This is a genomic window from Terriglobales bacterium (assembly GCA_035567895.1).
Taxonomy (GTDB): domain Bacteria; phylum Acidobacteriota; class Terriglobia; order Terriglobales; family Acidobacteriaceae; genus Gp1-AA112.
In genome coordinates, this window is sequence record DATMPC010000085.1 from 25,751 (window position 1) to 47,753 (window position 22,003).

Genomic DNA, 22,003 nt, shown 5'->3' on the forward strand with positions numbered 1-22,003 from the left:
CAGGGTCCCTAGTCGCCGATATCCTTTCGATCCGCTGACGGTGGCTTTTGCGGCGGAGCTTTGAGTATCACCTTGATTCCTTTGCCCTTGCCGCCTGCCGACTGCGCGTCTTCGCGATCACTGGCCTTAAATTGCGTCCAAGGACCGGCTTTCATGTCACGTAGTAGCGGAGCCTGCCAGGCAAATTCGGGATGTTGCGCAAGAAACTCCTTGGCGCGGAAATCTGCCCCGCAGGGATGTCCGGCGCGAGCCACCAACTGCATCTTGCCCGTCATGTCGCTATCGGTAGCCTTGCCTTGCACCGCGCCTCCGGGATAGTACGGCTCCCAGCCCCATACTTCGATCCCCCGCGGGCTTGTATCGCTGTGGCCGCACAATGCACGCTCGTTCGCTTCTTCTTTCTTTTGGTAAGAATCAAAGTGGTCCGAAAGGAATTCTTGAGCCATGGCGACATCGATCTTTCCCTTGTTCTGCGTCATAAGCTCCTCCCATCGCGCGTGACGCGCATTGGGCGAAGTTCTCATGTCGTTCGGATCGAAATCAGTTTCGTCCTTGATGAGATCGGGGTCGCGGGCAAAGTTCGAGCTCACGAAGTACCCGTCTTTCGACCGCCACAGAGGTGTGTGCTTCAGTCCCAACTCGAGATACGCGACTTCGTTGGTCTTGCGGTCACCGATGAGCCAATCGTTCGCGTATCCGCCGTTGTTGCCTTCCTTCATGATGCGGACATAGTCGTCAATGGAATTCGCATACTGCAGCGCCTTGCGCGAGCGAACGAACTCGGGAATTCCGTTTGGATCGAAGCCATAGAACTGCGTGAGCGTGGTTTCCGTGATCATGATGCCGGACGAATTCACACCGAAATCGTCATCCGAGGTGATGACGCCGGGGAAGCCGTCCATCAGAATGCTGTTTCCGCGCTGCGGGACGATGTCAAACATCACGACCCAGCGTGCGCCGGTCAGGTAGCTGGTCCAGTTGTTGTGCGCGATGACGATCTTGCCGTCTTTCGTGTAACTGCCGGTGGCAATGAAAGCACTGCAGTTGCCGGGTGGAAGTAGCTGTGGCGGATTCAGTGCCGCTTCTTTTTTATTCAGCCACGGCACGTAGTAATCGGGAACTTCCTCGAAGGCATTGAGGGCGACGACGTCCCAGACGTCCAGCTTGCTGCCCTTCGCCTTGAGGCCGTCTGCGATCCCTTGCAACTCCTGCCTGTATTCGGCTTCAATGTGCGGCCAAAGCACCTCGCGCGCAGTCTTGCGGAAGAACTCCCAGTCGCGCTGCGTATTGTGCGTATCGAGCAGGCGAACAGCCTGGACAGCATCCTCGATCTCCGGCGCAAGCAGGTATCCATGTTGATATCCGATGTTGCTCGGCAAGCCTTCCAGGTGAACGTAGATCCACCCACCACGCTCAAAGCGATAGGACTTTCCCAGCCGGGAGGCGGTGACGTTGCTCTTAGCGAATGTGGTGGAGGAGAGGATCATGATGAAGAAAATTGCCGATAGGAACGCAAAACGGCGAAGTATCACCAATTGCTCCTGAGACATAGGATGAGGGGATTATTAGGGGTAGCGATATGCCGCGTCAAACACCAGAGGCATCAGCTCGCCATTACTTGAGTTTGTCATCCTGAGTCCGCCGCGGCGGGCGAAGGATCTCCCGCGATGCACCGGACTTAATTGCTCTGTCGCGGCTCTTTCACGAGGATTCTGGCCGAAGAGCCGGTATGCGACGACGCAGTTCGAACATTCCCGGGAGGTCCCTTCGACAGACTCAGGGCCAACGTAAAGCCTCAGGATGACGGCGGTTAGACCGGCCTTTGTAAGACTCGAAAGAAACAGTCATGCTGCCCGGCTGGGCTCCATGTTTGGAGGCGGACAACTACGCGAGAGCTGCCTTCAATTCTGTACCGTACACGTCGTACCAGGGAGTCGCAGCTTTCAATCTTTCATTCACGTTCTGGATGTTCTTCACTCCCTCGGTCTTCATCCATTCGACGAACGCTTTTTCTCCCTGCTTTGCAAACACGGGAACGCCGGCTGCCCACGTGGCGCGTCCGCAGAGCACGCCGTTGAATTTCACGCCGGACTCAGCAGCCAGCTCCAGCGTCTCTGAAAATTCTTCATTGCTTACCCCAGCCGACAGATAGATGAACGGCTTCCTGGCAACCGCGGCGGATTTACGGAACAGCTCTAGCGCTTCCTTGCGTGAGTAGGCGGCGCCTTTGCCGGCGTAGCTCTTCGTGCCTTCGACAAATTTCATGTTGATCGGCACTTCGGCTTTCATGACGTCGATTCCGTAATTCTCTTTTGTGAACTCTTCCATGCTTCGGATCACGCTCTCAGGCTTGCGCTTTGCGTATTCCAAGCCTTTTTCATCGCCGCCCTGGGGATCGTATCCGACGAATTCGAGAAAGTACGGAATGTCCTGCCCGCGGCACTCGTCGCCGATGCGCTCGACAAATGCATGCTTCTCATCGTTGATCTCTTTGGAATCGAACGGGGAGTAATAGATGAGCACCTTGATGCAATCCGCACCGGCTTCCTTCAATCGGCGAACCGACCAATGGTTCAACAGATCGGGAATGCGGCCGGGCCGATTGTTGTCATATCCCGTCTGTTCGTAGGCGAGCAGCAGGCCGGCTTTCTTATTGCGACGCTTTGCAGCCGGCAGTCCGTACTCTGGATCGAGCAGGATTGCGCTGGCATATTGAGTGAGCACTTCCGAAACGATGCTCTTGAAGTCCTCAAGCATGCTTTCAGGAACATTGGGCACGCCTTTTTCTTTGGCAAGAGACTTCTGCAACGATCCACGCTGATCCATTGCAGCGGCAGCGATTACGCCGCGCGAGTCGGAGACTGCTTTCATGCCGGCAAGTTTTCCGGGTGTTGGTTTCACGTGAATTCCTCCTCGGGAATTGCTTCAGATTGTTCGAGACGCGTCTTCAGAGGGTCTCGACCGGCCGGCAATGGTGCGGCCAGAGCTACGGTGATGACGAACGCGATTCTAGCTTACAGCAACCAGCGCTTCTAGCGAGCGCTCTCTATCGCGGCCTTCTGCAATGCCATCAGATCAAGAATCCCTTGCTTGGCAACTCGCAGCAGCTCGGCAAGTTGCTTGTCATCAAAAGCCACCTGCTCGGCCGTAGCCTGTACTTCGACAAAGCGGCCAGCGCCAGTCATGACCAGATTCATGTCTACCTCGGCTCGCGAGTCCTCTTCATAGGCGAGATCGAGGAGCACGGCTCCATCGACGATGCCCACGCTGGTGGCGGCAACACTGTCACGCAACGGTGATTTCTTCAGAGTTCCAGCAGCCAGCAGCCGCCTCAGCGCCAACGCCAAGGCTACATAAGCGCCAGTAATGGACGCGGTACGCGTGCCTCCATCTGCCTGGATCACGTCGCAGTCCATGAAGATTGTGCGCTCGCCTAATTGTGACAAATCGACAACAGCCCGCAGTGACCTGCCAATAAGGCGCTGGATCTCGTGCGTGCGCCCGCCGATGCGTCCCTTGCTCGACTCTCGTGGAGTCCGCGTGAGAGTGGCCCGTGGCAGGATGCCGTACTCACTGGTAATCCATCCCTTCCCACTGTTACGGAGGAAACCGGGTACGGTCTCCTCGATGGACGCTGTACAGATAACACGCGTGTGTCCAACTTCGATCAGCGCGGATCCTTCAGCCATGCTGTTGTAATCAGGAGTGATGCGAACGGGACGCATCTGTTCTGGAGTGCGATTGTCGCTGCGAAAAGAAGACATGAGAGAGGACTATTTAATCATGGAGAGAAGTACCGGCGGCGGTAGCCGCTGAGTTAGTCATACATCTCCTGTTCTCCGACTAGTGGCCCACCGACGCACCCAGCGGCTACCGCCGCCGGTACTGATCCCGATTGACCTCTGTCCTTTCCCGACATAGGATGACCCAAGCATGTCCCCCCATGTCTGCGCCCACGATCCATTCCGGCGGAATGCTCGGACGGTACCGTCTCCTCGAGCAGATCGGCGCGGGCGGAATGGGAGTCGTCTATCGTGCCCATGACGAGCGACTTGACCGCGATGTAGCCATCAAGCTACTGAACCCGGGAAGTATCCGAAGTGCTATTGCGAGGCATCGTGTACGCAATGAGGCTCTCGCACTATCGAGACTCAGCCATCCCAACATCGAGACGATTTTCGAGTTCGACACGCAGGACGATTGCGACTTTCTGGTGGTCGAACTCATTCATGGCGCTTCGCTGGACGAGTTACTCAGTAAGGGACCCCTTCCAGAAACCCTCGCAGTCTCACTCACCGTGCAACTGTTGCGAGGTCTGGCGGCCGCACATGAAAAGGGAATCATTCACCGCGATCTCAAACCGTCAAACCTGCGGCTTACTCAAGACAGCTTCCTCAAGATTCTGGACTTTGGACTTGCGCACATTCGCGACCAGGAAGAACCCGAAAAACACAACCTGACTACCGAAACTCACAGTACCGTTCTCTCCGGCACTTTGGGATACATGTCGCCCGAGCAACTTCGGGGGGCGCGCCCCGATTCTCGAAGCGATATCTATGCCGCTGGCCTCGTCCTCTATCAGATGTGCACGGGACGGATGCCATTTACCGAATCGGGAGCGATGCTCATCGATGCAGTCCTGAACAAATCGATACCTCCACCGCGCAAGGTGAAGCGAGACATAACTCCCGAACTGGAAGCGGTGATACTTAAGGCCCTGGAGAAGGATCCGAAGATCAGATTTCAGTCTCCGCGGGAGATGCTGGCCGATCTAGAGATCATTGCTGTTCCGGGAACACGATCCCGGAGGGGACAAATTTTGCAGATATCGGCAGTGGGCCTGCTCGTCATTGCTATCGGACTGATCAGTGCGCTGGAATATCGCAGAATCGCTGGCTGGATTGACCGACGCCTACATCCCGTTCCTCCAAATAGATACGTAGCGGTGATGCCGTTTCGCACAGTGAACAACGATGATCCGGCGTTTGACCAAGGTCTCACAGAAGCCGTCGCCGCTCGACTGATGGAGATTACCGCCGCTCAGCCTGTACAAGTGGTTTCGCCCAGAGAGCTGCAGGCGGAACATGTGACCGACATACAGGATGCTCGCAAGAAGCTTGGAGTGAACCTCGGGCTTGAGGGCAGCCTGATGCGATCTGAAGGGAACACACGAGTGACTCAGACACTGGTTGATGCGGCGACTCGGCGGTTGCTTCGAGCGGCAAACTTCGACACTTCGAAGACAGATGTTTTCGCATTGCAGGATCAGCTCGTGGATAAAGCCGTACAGATGCTCGAAATTGAAATCCACCAAGGGCTTGGCGAGCACAGGAATGGCACAACAAATTCCGAAGCATTTCGAATGTACACTCGCGGCATAGGATTTCTGCAGGGCAGTAATCCAGAAGACACGCAAAGTGCGATTAGCCAGTTCCAGCAGGCGCTGGCGATCGATCCCGGTTACGCCGAAGCTCATGCCTCCCTGGGCTTGGCCTACCTTCAGCAATACCTAATGAATAAGACCCAAGATCTGGTAGCTAAGTCACGAACAGAATGTGAAAAGGCCGGGGCATTGAATATTCATTTGGCTCGGGCAAAAGTCTGTCTGGGTAAAGTACAGCTCACGGTTGGCCAATATGAACCCGCTGTGTCTACGTTTCAGAGCGCGGTCAGTGCTGATTCGAATGACGACGAGGCCTATCGCGATCTAGCTCTTGCCTATGAGCGTCTCAATCGCAATTACCTGGCAGAGGAAACTTACCGAAAAGCGATTCAAGTTCGCCCGTCTTCCGCGGCAGGTTATGTTCGATACAGTCTCTATTTAAGTCATCAGGCTAAGTATTCAGCTGCGGCGGAGCAGCTGCGTAGGGCGGCTCAATTGTCGCCTGACGATGGACGAGTCTGGTCAAGCTTGGGTGGCGTGTATTACCTGAATGGTCAATACAATGAGGCGCTGGTTGCGCTTCAGCGTGCGATAGAGCTACGCCCGAATTATGCTCCTTACACCAATCTGGGACACAGCTACTTCGCCTTAGGAAGATACGAGGAGGCCATTCGAGCTTTCGAACAGGCCTTGAGCCTGGGTGGACGCCAAATTCAGACCCACGGCAATCTTGCCCGAGCATATTATTGGTTTCCAGCCACACGACCTCTCGCCGATGCCGAGTATCGGAAGGCGCTGGAGCTCGTAGCTAACGAACTAAAAGTTAATTCCAACGATGCTGACGCACATCTTCTGGCAGCTCAATACAATGCCATGCTGTCGCGGCGTGCGGAGGCAATCGGCAATCTCAATTTGGCACTTAGTGCTAGACCAAATGACGCCGAAACGTTATACTTCGCAGCCATCGTACATAATCAGCTCGGGAATAAGCCTGAAGCGCTGTCCTGGCTGAAGAGGGCGGTCCAGCGCGGCTATTCACCAACGGAGATCGCTCTTACACCTGAGTTAAGTTCGCTGAAGAGCGAGCCAGAGTACAAAGCCATAATAACGAAGTAATCTCGGCCAACTTGATTCATCCCCCAAATAGGTTCATCCCTAGCAGTCTCTATTCGGTCGTGGGACACTTTTGTTCCAGTCCCTATCGGGCCATAGTCATCGGAAGAACGAGAGAATGAGGACCAAAGGTTATGCGGAGCAAAATTCGTAATCTACTATCCATTCGCCTATGTGCTGTGTGCATTCTGGTTACATGTGTACTGTGCTCCTCATGTGGCGAAAAACGAGGTGGTGGCGGCGGAAGTAGGAATATCAAGTCGGTTTCGTGCTCGCTGCCCAACAATCCCAACGGGCAGTGCATCGCGTGTGAGTATAGCGGTGCAGGGTTCTGTGGGATCACGGTCGGTTGGTTGAAACAATTGCCTCTAGGAGCTGGCCACGCTCCGATCCTAATTCGTCCTAATGACCAAATCCTCTGGATCGGTGACAATGGCGAAGACGTTCAGATTGACAAGACGAAGATGAAGGGGGTGCTGTGTGATGACGAAGATAAACCCGATCCAAAAGCGCCTAAAGATCCACCTATAACCGATCCAGTGGATGCGGGATACAGTGGAAGCCACAAGCTAAAGCTTTCCAGCGCAAGACCGGAAAGTAAGGGTTTTTGTTACAAACATTTCCTGCATTGGGACAAGGGAATTTTTGGAGGACATGGCGATATTGATCCGCACGTCTACATTGGGGATGGGACCTAACACTCCGCAGAAATACGCCGTCACTTGCCGAGTAGGTATTCGGCACCAAAGGAAGTAGCCACTAAAAGAAAGGTAAAGTCGATGAGAAAGATAGGTTCGTTCGCGACTGTGATTTGCTTAATGTCGGCGTTTTGTATAGCCCAAAAGATCGAACAGGTTTGTGGCGCTCCGATCTTTTCGAAAGACACACATGGCAATCCAGACGTTGTCGTGTGTCCCTCAGATACACCCAACGAGTGCAAGATTAGCCTCAGTTTCCTTAAGTGTCTCTCGGTTTCAGGGGATCCGGCGATTAGAGTGAATCGCAACGACAAAATAGAGTGGTATTCAGATCAAAAGGACAAGAATGGCAACCTCATAGTATTCAAGTTTGAGCCGTTCAGGCAGGTGGGTCCGAATAAGCACGAGAAGTGCTCTGCTCCTGGCGGCCACGATCAGGAGCCGTTTCCGGATGCGCACGGTAATGGGTACGCCTTCAGATACATCGAACATGTCCATGCGATGTCTGTGAGGAAGTCTTGCTTTGAGCACGTGTTGAAATTGAGGGATACCACCCACACCGGTGAATATGACTTCGACCCTCACGTGATCATTGGAGACGGCACTGAATACCTTTCGAAGGAGGCTTACGCTTGGTTTAAACCTAATAAAGCAACAAGTCATTAAAGACGATGGGAACAGCGACTAAAGCAGGCGATTCGAGTAAAAGAAGGCTTCCCAATCTGGCGTCGCTCACAAGAAGTGAATAGGTCGAGGGTATAGGTATTTGTGTGCAGCTAATAGCGCTAAGACGCGAGCTGCTGATGGTATTCGCGCTGGCCTCTCCGGATCGAGTGCTCCATCGAAGTAGAATTATAGTGTGATGGTAACGGGGCTGGTCGGCCTCTCGTACTTCAAAAACTCAAATCTGCCTGCTGAGCCAACGGCCTTCCTTGTGCGAAACTGAAGAAGGTCTTAAAAGCCGGGATGGCGAAACTGGCAGACGCAGCGGACTTAAAATCCGCAGGGCTTAAAAGGCCTGTGGGGGTTCGATTCCCCCTCCCGGCACCACGCAGTTTGGGTTTTGCGAACTGAAATTCCCGAAACTCGGGCTTGCCGTCTGAATCCCGTATTAGTCGCGAAGTTTCGCCAACAAATCCTGTGGGTGAACCGGCTTAGCGAGGATTTCGAATTGATGTCCTTTAGCTCGCGCCTTTTCTAGCAGATCTGCTGTCGCTGCCTGTCCGGAAAAGAGAAGGATCTTGCAGGACGGTAGGAATTGGCGAATGTTGATGGCGGCGTCGATTCCGTTCATGTCTTCCATGATGACGTCGCTGATAATCAGGTCAGGGCGCTCGCTTCGAGCTTTCTCGATCGCGCCCGTGCCGCTGTAAACTGCGGTCGCCGTGAATCCGTTTTGATTGAGAATAATTGCCAGCGTATCGGCGATTACGCGCTCGTCATCGACTACCAGCACTCTGGGTTTGGTTTTTCCGCCGTTGTTATCTCTCATCCGTCCTTATCCATGGATTCCCAGCGGCCAGTGGACTGGGTCGGGGAATCCGGCGATTGCAGCGCGTAACAAATCTGTTTCGATTATAGCTGAAGCAGCCCTCTCTCATGTGGCGTGCCGGTTCTCGGCGTCCCAAGCCTCCGGAGGAAATTACTCGATGCTCACGGCCACGTCGCGCCGCACAAACACTTGTGCGGCGAGAAGAAGAATGATCGCGGATTCTGCAAGCCCAGTGATTATGGCCGAAAGTGGAATTGACGCGGCAAATGGGTCGGAGCCTCCGAGCAGTGCGGCGACCGGGGCGAGAAACGGGTTCGCGTCGCGGAGAGCAAACGGTGCGAACGCCAACGCTGCCGCAATCGCTGCTGCAAAGAATGGATAAAGAAGAGTCGACAGAAATAGTGCCACCGCGGCCGTCCATAACGAAGCCACTATGCCGCAGACGAATACTGTAAGGACGGCCCTTGCGACGAGGTCCGATACTCCGATCAGCCACAATGTGGCGGCTCCGATCGATGCGAAGTAAGCCATGGCGAAGTATGCAGAGCCGAGCAATAGACCGGCGAGATATTGCTCCCTGCTTACTGCCTTTGAGAGCACTCCGATGATTCGCCGCGAACGCTTCTCGTTATAAATGGCGGAGCTGGCCAGAAAAGCGAGCACCACAACTCCGTAACGAACCTCCATTTGCACGATTTCGGAAACGTCTTCTCGACTGGTGGTTTGGTGCGGAATCCGAAGGAAGCCTCCCAACAGAAACGGCCAGCCCACCAACGCAAGTAGCAACCAGCGATTCTGCCGCACGAAACTCTTTGCCAGAAGCAGGATCGGAGTCATTGCACTTCTCGGTCCACGGATTCGGAGTTCGTCATCAACTCAACAAACAAGTCTTCCATGGTTCGCGTTTTGGGAACGACACTGACTAGTGTGCCTCCGGCGGACCAAATCTGCTCAATTGCAGCTCGTTGCTGTGCTGCAGAGACGGTGAACACCAGACGACCATCCTCGACGTGGGAACTCTGTGCGCCTGACGGTGCAGCCTTCAGGCCCGATGCAGTGATTTCAAAGCCACCAGAGTCGAGCAGTAATTCCTGAGTGCGTCCAGACTTCACGACGCGGCCCTTTTGGACGAAGACCACACGATCACAAATGAGTTCGACCTCCGAGAGTTGATGAGAGCTTAGAAGGACACTCCTTCCTCGTTGGCGGTTCTGTAACAGTAGTTCCCGAACTTTGAGCCGCGACAATGGATCGAGCGCCGATGTGGGCTCGTCGAGAATCAGCAAATCCGGATCGTTGATCAGAGCTTGTGCGATTCCAACTCGTTGCAGCATTCCACGCGAGAATTTGCCGATGTTTCGATTTGCGTCTTCCGTCAGTTCGACTGCTGCAAGCAGGTCGTCCGTCCGATGCGAGAGTTCGGGTTCTCGCACTCCATTGAGGGCGCCGCAGAATTTCAGGACCTCGCGCGCAGTCTGGTGGTAAAAGGCCGGGCTCTCCGAAAGAAAGCCGAGCTTTCGTCGAACTGATACTGTTCCGAATTTTTGACCGAGCAAGGTGCCGCCCCCGGCAGTGGGTCGCGCTAAGCCCAAGGCAATGTGTATTGCGGTTGTCTTGCCGGCGCCATTCGGACCAAGGAATCCAACGATCTCGCCTGGTTCCACACGCAGACTGAAATCGCGTAGCGCCCAGTGTTTGTCTCGCAGGACGGAACGATACAGCTTGCTGATGCCTTCAAACTCAAGCACTGGGTTCATCGCTGCGATTGTAAGTCAGCAAAGAAAAATGCCCTCGGCGCACCGAGGGCAAAGTAATCGAGGTTCTCGAGTCTATGTCTTCGCAAAGATTATGACCAGCGTGTAGAGAGCGAGCGACTCGATCAGGGCCAAGCCGAGAATCAGGAAGAGCTGGATTCCGGCGCGTGCTCCGGGATTGCGTGCCAGCGCTTCGGCTGCAGACGCGGTAGCGCGTCCTTGGCCAATTCCGCACAGGCCTGAGGCGATTCCCATGCCGATGCCGGCACCGATCGGAATTGCCCAGTTGAAGGTTGGTGCCGTGCCGCCTCCAGCTTGCGCATAGAGCGGTGAGGCAATGAACAGAATTGCCATTGCCAACAGAACAAAGGTGAACTTACGCATGGTTGTGCTCCGTACTATGAATTGCTGCAAGGAGGTGGTTGACGCTCACCGAGCTGGCGCCCTCACACTTGCAGCTTCAAGCCAGGACCGCCTGGCGAGAACTTTGTCCTTTGCTGTGATTCCGAACGTAGTGAGGAATCCCTATGGCTACCACGCATTTTGGGCGCGGTGGGGATTCCTCACTTCGTTCGGAATGACAAGCAAAAAAGAAATCAATGTTCTTCGGCCACGGCACCGGCAAGGTACACGGTCGCCAGTAGAACGAAGATGTATGCCTGAAGCAGGGCAACGAATAAGTGCAGGCCGAGAAAAATTACCGGAATACCAATCGGGATCAGGGAGAAGAAGACCAGCGTTACCAGATCACCGGCAAAAATATTGGCATAAAGACGAATGGTGAGCGACATCATGCGAGCGATGTGGCTAATGATCTCGATCGGAATCATCAGGGGAGCGAGAAGAGGCATCGGTCCGGTGAAGTGCTTCGCATACTTCAACACGCCCTGTTTTCTGATTCCGTGCCAGTGATAGTAGAGCCACGCGACCATTGCCAATCCCAGCGGCACGGCCGGAGTGGCGGTCGGCGATACGAATCCCGGTACCAGGCCGATCAGATTGCTGATGAGGATGAACGATCCTAAAGCGACAAGAAACGGCGTGAATTTCTCTGTGCCGTGCGCGGGAATGATCTCTTCGCTCTGATGATTGACGAACTCCTCGACCACTTCGAATGCTTGCTGCATCGCCCCCGGACGATCGACGGAAATCCGCGATCGAGTCCATACAAAGAGCACCAGAAGGATGCAAACAACCAGAATCTCCATGGCGAAGAAGTTGTTAATCGGAGCCGCAGGATTGTAGGTAAAGAGGTACTGGCTCTTTTCTCCTGCAGCAACAGGATGCGCTCCGACCGCCGACAGAATGCGAGCTGCGATTCCGCCAAAGTACTGGTTCAAAAAGTGTGTAAAAAACAGTTGTTCTGTCATTCAGGAAATCGAACTGAGTTGATCAGTAACCGCGGCGCCACGATCCGTACAGCTCGTATCCGGCCTCAATCATGATGCCGACTGCCGGAATTCCGAGCCCGACCAGGAGGCCGTACGCGCTCATCGCGGAACTCTTGAATATAGCATAGCCCGCTACGGCGATGATTCCGTAGCGCAGCACGAAGCGCAGCACCAATCCTGATGAACGCCGCTCACCGGAGCTGGCTATTACGCGGTCCGCGAAGGCAATCACCAGCTTCCTGAGTGAGAGAAAATTGATGATCGCGACTACTCCGCCGACGACAAAGCCGACAGCGAATCGATGATTGAAAAATATCCAGAAAAGCACGGTTAAGCAGGGAAGGAGTACTGCGAGAATGCGGATGATTCGTTCGTAAGCAGCGGCGAAAAAGTGCTCGTCTGAGCTCGGCTGCTTCAGGCCCGGCGACTCCTCACTCATCGCCTGCCTTCAACGCCACTCGGAAGAGTTGAACGAATCCGGCTGCGATTCCAAAGCCGAGGCCAACAAGGTAAATCCAGTGGGTGTGGAAGTGGAGATCAAGCAAGTGTCCAATCAACCAACCCACGAACGTTGCGGCCGGAAGCAGCACACCGAGCTGAATATATTTCTCAATTGCCACCCACTTATTCTTCGGCGAGTTTTCGGGTTCAGCAGACATTGGCGACCGTGCCACGAGCGAGTCTTAGTGCCGCGGAGGTTGCAGGTAGAGATGCGATCCGCTGCAGCGACGCCTGTACGAGACTGTATCACTTGCGATCGCTGCTGACTCTCCCTGCGGCATCGGCTATCATCAAGTGAGAATGTCCAGTACGCTTTTGGCCAACGCTTCAGCCTCACGTTCTTCTGCCCGTCATGGCTTTCAAACGGACGATGCCCGCCTGCGTCCTGTTGCCGAAAAAGTGCTTGCCAAAGAACGGCTGAGCTTTGAGGACGGAGTCGCGCTTTATCGCTCGCCGGATATTCTGGCAATTGGATGGTTAGCCAATCATGTACGCGAGCGATTGTGGGGCGACACTACGTTTTTCAACGTAAACCGCCATATCAATCCCACGAATGTTTGTGTTGCGGCCTGCCGACTGTGCGCGTTCGGGCGAAAAAAGGATACCAATGGCGCTTACACCATGGCGCTCGATGAAGCTTGGCAGACTGCAGCATCTGGATACTCGGAGGCGGTTACCGAGTTCCACATCGTGGGAGGATTGCATCCCGATCTGCCATTTCAGTATTTCCTGGATCTGATTGCCGGGCTGAAGCAGCGCTTTCCGCAAGTTCACCTGAAGGCCTTCACCATGGTCGAAGTGGCTTTCCTGGCAAAGCGCGCAAAGCTCACGATTCGCGAGACGCTGGAGGCACTTAAGGCTGCTGGGGTAGATTCTTTGCCTGGTGGGGGCGCCGAAATATTCAATGACCGCGTACGCCGTGTGATCTGCGATCACAAGATTGACGGCGATCAGTGGCTTGACACTGCCCGTACTGCTCACGAGCTTGGGCTCAAGTCGAACTGCACGATGCTCTACGGACACGTTGAGAATGAAGAGGATCGCGTCGATCATTTGGTGCGCTTGCGCAACCTGCAGGATGAGACGCACGGCTTTCAGACGTTCATTCCGTTGGCGTTTCATCCAGACAATACGCCCCTTCAACATTTGCCGAAGACTACCGGCATGTCGGACATCAAGCAGATTGCGATCGGACGCCTGATGCTCGACAACATTCCGCATATCAAGGCGTACTGGCAGATGCTCACGCCGAAGATTGCGCAGATCTCGCTTCGTTTTGGCGCTGACGATCTGGATGGCACAGTGATCGAAGAAAAGATCTACCACGACGCCGGAGCTACCACGCCGCAGGGCATGAGGCGGCAAGAGTTAGAACGTCTGATTCGTGAAGCCGGACGCGTTCCCGTGGAGCGCGACACCTTGTATCGGCCCGTGGTACGTACAGAAGACTCGTTCACGGTCGCGGTGTAGTTACGGAGTAGGGCAGGCCGGGCGAATGCCTGCAACGCCCAAAATTTTCACGAGGTCTGCAAGTCGATAGCCCGACACACCAGAACTCCGCCGCGTTTTCTGCAATCCTATAGCCGCATTTCCGCGCGAAAAGTGCAACACATCTATTTACGGTTGCGTCTCACCCAGCAGGTGTAAAATCTGCGACAAGAAAAGGTTGAGCCCGGGCCGGCGCGCTTCGTGCCCACAGTGGTGGACTGAGCTGGCTCTCGCGTGAGGCGTAAATGAACGTCCACTTCAGCTACAAAGCCTCGAAGAAGACAGACACAGAGCGAGAAATCAAACTACAGACCGAGAAGCTCGCCAAACGCCTGCAGGTGTTTCGGCCGGACCTTGTGCATCTGCACGGAATTGTCGCCGAGAGTTCAACCAAAGGCGGAGGCATTACTGTATCTCTCAACCTGCGCTTGCCTTCTGGACAGATGGCCACTCAAAGCACTGCGCCAACCGCAGTGGGCGCCATTAAGAGCAGTTTCCACGACCTTATCCATCAGCTCAACGCGCATAAGGATCTGCTGCGCAATCGTCACCAGTGGCGCAGAGCCTCGAAGGAGCATCGCCGAGTGCCCTTCGAGGAGACGGTTGCTTCAGTTACGAATGGCGGACCCACTCCAGGCGTGACTCTCGCAAGCCGCGATATCGATCAATATGTAGCCACAGAGCTCCCTCGCCTCAACCGATTTATCGACCGCGAGCTGCGCTATCGCGAAGTAACCGGCCTGTTGCAACCCAATCTGGTAAAGCGCGAAGAAGTAGTCGATGAAGCGATTGCCACGGCCCTTTCCGGCGAAGAGCAACGTCCGGAGAAAGTGTCGGTTGAGCGTTGGCTCTACGGCCTAGCCCTAAGTGCGATCTCGGCTGTGGCCTCGCGCAATGGGGAGGAGACCGGAACCGTGCACCTCGAGTTGCCCGCAGGGAAGCCCAATGTGAGCGGCACTGACGATGCCTACCTGCAGTTCCATCAGCCTGACGATCGGCTCAGCACCGAAGACGTTTTGCCGAACCGCGACATCAGTACTCCCGAAGCCGTAGCGCTCTCGGACGAATTTATCGATCAAGTAGAAAAAGCGCTCACCGGAGTTCATCCACAACAACGTGAGGCCTTTACTTTATTCGCCATCGAAGGCTTTACTGTGGAGGAAATCGCCGAGGTCTCAAAGCGCGATCCAGGAGAGATCAAGAAATCCATTAAGGCTGCTCGCGATCTCGTTGACCACAAGCTTCCGAATGGGAACGCTCTCAAGAAGCATCTGCTGAACAGTTCGCAGGTTGCGTAAGGCCGCTGGCTCCTAGCCACTGGCTGCTAGCGAAACCCAAAGGCAAAACCAACACCCACATCCCACGCGGATGAACACGGATTTAACGGATTCACGCGGATTGTTGGGGGGTTGAAAGCCGCGGCTTCGCTTGTTCCTGATTAGTGGGAAGTCGCCGCTGACTAATCGCTAGACGGGCACACCCTCGCTAACAAAAAGCCGGAAACCAATCGCTAAACCAGCAGACCACTTGCGAGTGGCCACACCAAGTACGAAAAGTGAATCACCCCAAAAAATCCGCGTGAATCCGTTAAATCCGCGTTCATCCGCGTGGGATGTTGATGTTGGTTTTTGTTTTTGCCAGCAGCTAGCAGCCAGTAGCTAGAAGCCAGCGGCTCGGTTATCCTTGTCGGTTTCTCTTTCCTGGAGGACCGTGCATGGGCGTTTCCCGCAGGCAGTTCCTTTCGAATGCCGCTGTTACAACTGCATCTCTTGCCATCGGTGGCGACGCAATCGTTCAAGCTCAAAATGGGAATCAGTCTTCGACACAGTCGTCCCAGTCCAGAGAACTGCCTAAGCCAAAACAGCCAGTAATCATCACCAAGGTCACCGGCAAGCAATCCATAGATCAGGCCTGGCAGATGCTGAAGGATGGCCAGGACACGCTCGAGGCAGTGTTGCTGGTCTGTAAGGCGCAGGAAGACGATCCCAATGATCAAACAGTCGGACTCGGCGGGCTTCCTAATGAAGAGGGCGTTGTGGAGCTTGACTCCTCTTGCATGCATGGTCCCACGCGCAAAGCTGGGTCAGTGGGAGGAGTAAGGAATATCAAGAATGTTTGTTTGGTGGCGCGCGATGTGATGCGTCACACGGGACACGTAATGCTCTGCGGAGAAGGCGCGGAGCGCTTCGCGGTGTCAATGGGACATCCGCGCGAGAACCTATTGACGGAACCCTCCCGCAAGATGTGGCTTCTGTGGAAGGAGACCAATTCAACTCAGGACTGGTGGGGACCGGGTCCTGATGACACCCGCTGGAAAACGCCTGAATCGCCGCAAATCACTCTGGAGCGCAAGCGGAAGAAGCTGATCGAGATGGCCGCTGACTTCGGACTCGAGCCTGAGCTGCGTGAGCGAGCTGCAGAGTACATCTTGTTCCCACCGACCGGCACGATCCATGTCTCGGTAGTGAATGAAAAGGGCGAGATGTCTGGCGCCACCACGACGAGTGGTTTGGCATGGAAGCTACCTGGCCGGCTTGGCGATTCGCCCATCATCGGTGCGGGCTGCTATTGCGATCAGGATGTAGGTTCAGCAGGCGCCACTGGCAGCGGAGAGGAAAACATCAAGGTGGCCGGCGCTCACACGATTGTAGAGAACATGCGTCACGGCATGTCGCCGCGAGAGGCAGGAATGGATGCGCTGCAGCGGATCGTGCGCAATTACGACCACGACATGAATCGTCTCCGCTATGTAGAGATGGTGTACTACATTCTTCGACGCGACGGTCAATATGCAGGCGTCAGCTTGTGGAGCAATAACCCCTCGGGTAAGCCCCTGCGCTTCGCTGTTCATGATGGAACCTCGCGCCTGGAGCAGACGGTGGCCTTACTGCAAGGAAATTCGATCTCCTGGCCAGCAGAGCCGAAGCCTGTTGAGGAGAAACGCTGAGCAATCGCAAAGATCTTCCGCTCTCCGGCAAGTCCGCTCTGGTCACGGGCGGGGCACGTAGGATCGGCCGCGAGATAGCACTTACACTGGCTCGTGCCGGGGCAGATGTCGCCCTCACTTATCTCAGTTCACCGCAGGAAGCGATCGAAACCGCGGCCCAAATTAATGCTCTCGGTGTGCACGGCGTCGCCGTGCGCTGCGATCTGCGCGACGCAAAGGCGATCCCCAACAGTGCGCGACAGGCGATAGACCAACTTGGGAAGCTCGACTTGCTCGTCAACAACGCGGGTGCGTATCAGACTCGAAGCTTCGGCGAGATTTCGGTCGAGGAGTGGGATCAGATGTTTGCCGTGAATGTTCGCAGTGCGTTTCTCATGACGCAAACATGTGCTCATGAACTTCGCAGCCGCCATGGCCGAATCATCAACATCGGATCGCTTGGCGGCATTCGCCCATGGGCCACCCATGCTCACTATTGTGCTTCAAAAGCGGCACTGCATATGCTCACCCAAACGTCGGCCAAGGCGCTGGCTCCGGACGTGTGCGTAAATTGCGTGGCTCCCGGCATGATCGATCAGGGCGAATCCGAAAGGGGAAGCGAGACCCTGAAGCATTTTGCCGAGAAGACTCCCATGCAAAGAAACGGCAACGCAATGGAGGTCGCACAAGGAGTCTTGTTTTTTGCCACGTGTCCAGAGTTCATTACCGGCCAGATACTGGCGGTAGATGGCGGACTGGGGCTGGCTTAGCGGCGGAGTTCATCGCTCCAAATGTTTTGCTTGCGCAAGTAGTGCTCCATGTAAGCGATAGGATCGGCGCGCTGACTTTTGAGGCGGTTTCTCGCCTCGTGACTATCGTTTTCGATGCATTGAATCAGTGTTGGACCCGCACCTCTGCGGGCCTTATCAATAGCCTCGTGTGCCACTCGGTAGACAGCGACTCCGTCACCGTGGTCTACCGGGATCGTGGGAAGATGGTGTGGTGTTGGCCCCGATTTGCGAACGTTTGTGCCGACCTTTTCCAGGTAGATGATGGGTAGACTCTGTTGCTGAGCCAACCGAACAGAATCAACTGCGCGAGCAATTTCACGCAGCGAAGCAAAGGCAATTACCACATTGTCTTGGTGCTGTATCCGATATGCGAGTGCGACACCGGCCGCAATCGCGAGACGCTCTCGAGAGCCATCTTCAAGCACACTCCACCCAGTCGCGGTGGTTTTCTCATCTGTTCCGTTAATTGAGGATTCATCGCAGGCAAGCTGACCGATATGTTGACTGGCAAGCGTTGCAACCGCGTCGCCAGATCGAAGGTCAATGACAGCCGCAACTTCGCACGCTACGCCAAAGTAGAGCGCTCGCCTCTTTCCCCTCGCGCCTTTCCGTTTCTGCTCGCAGGAGCTTAAGCGAACCATCAGCGTGTACAGTTGCTTCAGCTTCTCGGCGGAGATTATTGGAGGGTGATGCTCTTCTGGACGACTTACGGAGGTAGCGATCAAATGCGTCATCGACTGTTGTTCATCAAGGAGTATGAGGCTTCGATTTTAATGCAGCCGTGATTTGCCGGAGTGCGCGCCAATGGTTGTCGTTGGAGACTCTCTGCGCCACCGAATGTTTTCCTCAGTAATGAGGAAAAGTTTGTGGATAAGCGGCATGCGAGCTTCGGGAAGCTCGATGATTACTGTATAAACAGCAGCTTGCACATGTGCGTGTGCGAGAGATGGCAGTTTTGACAGTGGAAATTCAGCTAGCTCCATTTCTGCGATGAAGCTTCGACTCGACAAACTGCTGCTGGAGCGCGGTCTGGCTCCTTCGCGCGAGCGCGCTCAGGCACTGATTCTTGCGGGTCGCGTGCTGGTCAATGAGCAGAAAGTAGAGAAGCCGGGAATCTCCGTCGCAAGCGACGCTGCACTGCGCGTGCTCGGTGACGATCTTCGCTACGTGAGCCGCGGTGGGCTCAAACTTGAGCGCGCTCTTGCGTATTGGAAAATCGATCTGCACAGCAAAGTCTGTCTCGATGTAGGAGCTTCTACTGGAGGCTTCACGGATTGCATGCTTCAGCATGGCGCTGCCCACGTGATCGCCGTCGATACTGGTTACGGTCAAATCGATGCGCGGCTCAGGCAGGATTCACGCGTGACATTGCTGGAGAAGACGAACGCTCGCTATCTCGCCGCGGAGCAGTTGCCGCTGAGGGCAGATTTCCTTGCGATGGACGTCTCGTTCATTTCGGCGACCCTGGTAATTCCGGCAGTGGTCGCAGCGATCCGTGGCAAGAGCGCATGTATGAGCCTTGAAACTGTCGTGCTAGTGAAGCCGCAATTTGAAGCGGGACGGGAGTTGATTGGGAAAGGGGGCATCGTGCGGGATGAGAAGGTGCAGCTCGCAGCACTTGAGCGTGTGAAGCAGGCGGTCATCAAACTGGGCGGAAGCGACACTGACTCAATCGACTCGCCGATCCTCGGCACAGAAGGCAACCGGGAATTCTTGTTACACTCACGATTCGCCTGAGAGAATCGTTCTGCACATGCCCTCTGCTGCCATCATCTCCAAACCTAACCGGCCAGAGCTGAAGGAATTGGTTTCCGGAATTGTTGACTGGCTTGAACGGCATGGATACCAGGTTGTGCTTGATCTGGACTCCTCGAGCCATGTCTCAGGCTGCAAGTGTGCGTCGCGAGAGCAACTGCACAACTACAAGCTTGATTTTGCAGTGGTGCTCGGTGGTGATGGGACCCTGCTTGCGGCGGCGCGGGCACTGGCTCATGCCGAAGTGCCTCTCCTTGCCGTGAATCTGGGCTCTCTGGGATTCCTGACAGAGGTTCCCCTTGCCGAACTTTACGAGCATCTGGAGAGCATCACCAAACAGTGCTGCGTGGTTGACGAGCGCTCGATGCTTCAGTGCCGGCTCATCCGCGGGGAAAAGATTGTGCATGAATGCGAAGCTCTGAACGATGTCGTGATGAAGGCGACCGCCGCACGCCTCGCGGACTTCGAACTCACCATCAACGGCTATCACGTGACCAATTACAAGGCCGACGCGCTGATTGTGGCGACTCCTACGGGATCGACTGCATACTCTCTCGCTGCCGGCGGCCCGATCCTGGCTCCGGGTGTGAAGGCTCTGGTGATTACTCCGGTTTCGCCGCACTCCCTTACACATCGGCCCATTGTCGTCGAGGAGAGTTCCAAGGTCGCAGTCACTCTCTCTGTCGGGCATGAGGAAGGCTTCCTCACGACCGATGGACAGGTGAGCATTCCCATCCAAAGCGGAGATCGCGTGGAATGTGAGCGTGCGAAATATCGTGTGAAGCTCTTGCGACAGCAGAATGGGCAAAAGTTTTTCGATGTCCTGCGCACCAAACTGCATTGGGGAGAACGATAGGTTGTCTTCGTACTTTCGACCTTCTCGATCTCATCCGCTGCATGGTAGAGACGCAGCATGCTGCGTCTCTACGATAGTGATGGTTACCTCGATGCTTGCGCTGTTTTGGGGAACTCTCTTCGCGCAGGAGCATCCGACGGCCGACACGATCATCACTAACGCAAATGTCTGGACCGTGGACCGCAACCATCCCAAAGCGGAAGCGGTCGCAATCTTGAATCAGCGCATCGTCGCTGTTGGCACCTCGGTTGAGATGGATGGGTGGCGTGGGCCGCGTACTCGCATCATCGATGCTGGCGGGAAGTTGCTGCTGCCAGGTTTCAATGATGCTCATGTTCACTTCGTCTCCGGCGGCTTTCAACTCGATCAGGTGCAGCTCACGGACGCAAAGACTCGCGATGAATTCGCTCGGCGAATTGCTGCGCAAGCCAAGAAACTTAAGAAAGGTGAGTGGATCCTCGGCGGCGAGTGGGACGAGCAAAACTGGTCGCCCGCCGAATTGCCGACGCACGAATGGATCGATGCGGTTACTCCGGACAATCCCGTGTTCATCGAGCGGCACGATGGGCACGAGTCGCTCGCCAACGCGCTTGCGATGAAATTGGCGAACGTGACCGCCGAGACGAAGGCTCCGGCTGGCGGCGAGATTGTGCGCGATCCCCAAGGAAATCCGACGGGAATCTTCAAAGACGCCGCGAAGGCGCTGGTCGAAAAGGCGATTCCCGAACCGACACCGGCCGCTCGCATCCGAGCGGCCAAGCGCGCGCTCGAGCATGCCGCGTCTCTCGGGGTAACGAGCGTACAGGACATGGTTCCCACTTATGGCGACATTGAAGCCTACTCGGTGCTCGCTGAGCGCGGAGAACTCACGGCCCGCATCTATGTAGCTCCGACCGAAACTCGCTGGAGAGATCAGGCGAGGATCGGCGTTCGACATGCTTTCGGCTCAGACTTCTTGCGCCTTGGCGCGGTCAAAGGCTTTGCCGATGGCTCTCTCGGTTCGACGACCGCTTACTTCTTTCAACCCTACGTAGACGCGCCGAACACGCGCGGCCTGCTCTCCGACGAGATGCAACCCATTAGCGGAATGCGCGAGCGACTCACCGGAGCAGATCGAGCAGGGTTGCAGCTCTGTATCCACGCGATTGGCGACCAGGCGATTTCAACTGTGCTCGATATGTTTCAGGACATCCAAAAAGTCAACGGCAGCCGCGACCGCCGATGGCGCATTGAGCACGCCCAGCACATGGCGCCAAAAGACTTTCAGCGCTTCGCGAACTTGCGCGTGATTGCATCGATGCAGCCATACCACGCCATTGATGACGGGCAATGGGCCGACCGGCGCATCGGTCCGATTCGCGCCCGGACGACTTACGCCTTCCGAACGTTCTTGGACAATGGTGTGCGCCTCGCATTTGGCACGGATTGGACCGTCGCACCGCTGAATCCCATGATGGGCCTCTATGCTGCCGTTACCCGTGCCACGCTTGATGGTAAGCATCCCAATGGCTGGGTGCCTGAACAAAAAATCAAAATCGAAGAAGCCATCGAGGCCTACACCATGGGCTCAGCCTACGCAGAATTCCAGGAAAAGGAAAAAGGATCGATTACCCCCGGCAAGCTCGCCGATCTGGTGCTCGTGAGCGACGATTTGTTGAAGATCGATCCGCCTGCAATTCGCGACGCCAAAGTCGAAATGACCATGGTCGATGGCAAAATCGTCTACGGCGGGCCGCCGCAGTAGCTCGCCGGGCGGCCGAAGAGTGAAACCACGAAGGACACGAAGGAGCACGAAGAAAAAACTTAGGGACTCTCCTTCGTGTACCTTCGTGTCCTTTGTGGTTAGCTCTTGCCT

The 22,003-nt window shown here is 55.4% G+C and carries 21 protein-coding genes and 1 tRNA gene; 11 read left to right on the plus strand and 11 right to left on the minus strand.

Going from position 1 to position 22,003, the window contains the following annotated elements:
- Window positions 1-8: 8 nt before the first annotated feature.
- From VNX88_17225 to rph, 3 genes are all read right to left on the minus strand, one after another.
- The gene (locus VNX88_17225; protein ID HWY70413.1) at window positions 9-1,550 is read right to left on the minus strand and encodes a C45 family peptidase; all 1,542 of its coding nucleotides are present in this window, start codon (window positions 1,548-1,550) and stop codon (window positions 9-11) included.
- Window positions 1,551-1,884: 334 nt separating this feature from the next.
- Window positions 1,885-2,901 (minus strand): tagatose 1,6-diphosphate aldolase, encoded by a 1,017-nt coding sequence (locus VNX88_17230; protein ID HWY70414.1) that lies wholly within the window; start codon window positions 2,899-2,901, stop codon window positions 1,885-1,887.
- A 131-nt stretch (window positions 2,902-3,032) separates the two neighbouring features.
- Window positions 3,033-3,764 (minus strand): ribonuclease PH, encoded by a 732-nt coding sequence (gene rph, locus VNX88_17235; protein ID HWY70415.1) that lies wholly within the window; start codon window positions 3,762-3,764, stop codon window positions 3,033-3,035.
- Window positions 3,765-3,943: 179 nt separating this feature from the next.
- Here rph and VNX88_17240 point away from each other — a divergent pair, with 179 nt between their 5' ends.
- From VNX88_17240 to VNX88_17255, 4 genes are all read left to right on the plus strand, one after another.
- A complete protein-coding gene (locus VNX88_17240; GenBank protein HWY70416.1) occupies window positions 3,944-6,499 on the plus strand; it encodes a tetratricopeptide repeat protein in 2,556 nt (851 codons plus the stop codon).
- 350 nt (window positions 6,500-6,849) lie between these two features.
- A complete protein-coding gene (locus tag VNX88_17245) occupies window positions 6,850-7,194 on the plus strand; it encodes a hypothetical protein (protein ID HWY70417.1) in 345 nt (114 codons plus the stop codon).
- A gap of 297 nt (window positions 7,195-7,491) precedes the next feature.
- Complete coding sequence (locus tag VNX88_17250) at window positions 7,492-7,860, plus strand: hypothetical protein (GenBank protein HWY70418.1); 369 nt, start codon at window positions 7,492-7,494, stop codon at window positions 7,858-7,860.
- A gap of 294 nt (window positions 7,861-8,154) precedes the next feature.
- Window positions 8,155-8,244 (plus strand) — tRNA-Leu (locus VNX88_17255).
- A gap of 61 nt (window positions 8,245-8,305) precedes the next feature.
- On the opposite strand, the gene VNX88_17260 is transcribed toward VNX88_17255, so the two are convergent.
- From VNX88_17260 to VNX88_17290, 7 genes are all read right to left on the minus strand, one after another.
- Window positions 8,306-8,686, minus strand: coding sequence for a response regulator (locus VNX88_17260; GenBank protein HWY70419.1), 381 nt, complete (start codon window positions 8,684-8,686; stop codon window positions 8,306-8,308).
- A 150-nt stretch (window positions 8,687-8,836) separates the two neighbouring features.
- Window positions 8,837-9,523, minus strand: coding sequence for a hypothetical protein (locus tag VNX88_17265; protein HWY70420.1), 687 nt, complete (start codon window positions 9,521-9,523; stop codon window positions 8,837-8,839).
- Window positions 9,520-10,443 carry an ABC transporter ATP-binding protein gene (locus VNX88_17270; GenBank protein HWY70421.1) on the minus strand — a complete coding sequence of 308 codons (924 nt, stop codon included), beginning with the start codon at window positions 10,441-10,443 and terminating at the stop codon, window positions 9,520-9,522. Before VNX88_17270 ends, VNX88_17265 begins: the two co-directional genes overlap by 4 nt.
- A 72-nt stretch (window positions 10,444-10,515) precedes the next feature.
- Complete coding sequence (locus VNX88_17275; protein HWY70422.1) at window positions 10,516-10,824, minus strand: ATP synthase F0 subunit C; 309 nt, start codon at window positions 10,822-10,824, stop codon at window positions 10,516-10,518.
- A 212-nt stretch (window positions 10,825-11,036) separates the two neighbouring features.
- Window positions 11,037-11,810 (minus strand): F0F1 ATP synthase subunit A, encoded by a 774-nt coding sequence (atpB, locus tag VNX88_17280; GenBank protein ID HWY70423.1) that lies wholly within the window; start codon window positions 11,808-11,810, stop codon window positions 11,037-11,039.
- 22 nt (window positions 11,811-11,832) lie between these two features.
- On the minus strand, window positions 11,833-12,270 hold the full coding sequence (locus VNX88_17285) for an ATP synthase subunit I (protein ID HWY70424.1): 438 nt from the start codon (window positions 12,268-12,270) through the stop codon (window positions 11,833-11,835).
- Window positions 12,263-12,451 (minus strand): AtpZ/AtpI family protein, encoded by a 189-nt coding sequence (locus VNX88_17290; GenBank protein HWY70425.1) that lies wholly within the window; start codon window positions 12,449-12,451, stop codon window positions 12,263-12,265. The genes VNX88_17285 and VNX88_17290 overlap by 8 nt, the downstream gene beginning before the upstream one ends.
- Before the next feature lie 181 nt (window positions 12,452-12,632).
- Here VNX88_17290 and mqnE point away from each other — a divergent pair, with 181 nt between their 5' ends.
- From mqnE to VNX88_17310, 4 genes are all read left to right on the plus strand, one after another.
- Entirely contained in the window at window positions 12,633-13,802 is a 1,170-nt protein-coding gene (mqnE, locus tag VNX88_17295) for an aminofutalosine synthase MqnE (GenBank protein HWY70426.1), read from the plus strand.
- Between the two features lie 263 nt (window positions 13,803-14,065).
- Window positions 14,066-15,118, plus strand: coding sequence for a sigma factor-like helix-turn-helix DNA-binding protein (locus VNX88_17300; GenBank protein ID HWY70427.1), 1,053 nt, complete (start codon window positions 14,066-14,068; stop codon window positions 15,116-15,118).
- A gap of 416 nt (window positions 15,119-15,534) precedes the next feature.
- Window positions 15,535-16,767, plus strand: coding sequence for a N(4)-(beta-N-acetylglucosaminyl)-L-asparaginase (locus VNX88_17305; protein HWY70428.1), 1,233 nt, complete (start codon window positions 15,535-15,537; stop codon window positions 16,765-16,767).
- Window positions 16,768-16,805: 38 nt separating this feature from the next.
- Window positions 16,806-17,516: an SDR family oxidoreductase gene (locus VNX88_17310; protein ID HWY70429.1), complete on the plus strand. Its 711-nt coding sequence runs from the start codon at window positions 16,806-16,808 to the stop codon at window positions 17,514-17,516.
- On the opposite strand, the gene VNX88_17315 is transcribed toward VNX88_17310, so the two are convergent.
- Window positions 17,513-18,271 carry a thiamine pyrophosphate-dependent enzyme gene (locus tag VNX88_17315; GenBank protein HWY70430.1) on the minus strand — a complete coding sequence of 253 codons (759 nt, stop codon included), beginning with the start codon at window positions 18,269-18,271 and terminating at the stop codon, window positions 17,513-17,515. The two genes, VNX88_17310 and VNX88_17315, sit on opposite strands and share 4 nt — an antisense overlap.
- A 256-nt stretch (window positions 18,272-18,527) precedes the next feature.
- On the opposite strand from VNX88_17315, the gene VNX88_17320 reads away from it, so the two are divergent.
- The 3 genes from VNX88_17320 to VNX88_17330 all read left to right on the plus strand — a co-directional run bounded on the left by VNX88_17320 (window position 18,528) and on the right by VNX88_17330 (window position 21,892).
- Window positions 18,528-19,274 (plus strand): TlyA family RNA methyltransferase, encoded by a 747-nt coding sequence (locus VNX88_17320; protein ID HWY70431.1) that lies wholly within the window; start codon window positions 18,528-18,530, stop codon window positions 19,272-19,274.
- A 16-nt stretch (window positions 19,275-19,290) separates the two neighbouring features.
- Window positions 19,291-20,148: an NAD(+)/NADH kinase gene (locus VNX88_17325; protein HWY70432.1), complete on the plus strand. Its 858-nt coding sequence runs from the start codon at window positions 19,291-19,293 to the stop codon at window positions 20,146-20,148.
- Between the two features lie 79 nt (window positions 20,149-20,227).
- Window positions 20,228-21,892, plus strand: a complete 1,665-nt coding sequence (locus tag VNX88_17330) for an amidohydrolase (GenBank protein ID HWY70433.1) — start codon at window positions 20,228-20,230, stop codon at window positions 21,890-21,892.
- Window positions 21,893-22,003 lie beyond the last annotated feature (111 nt).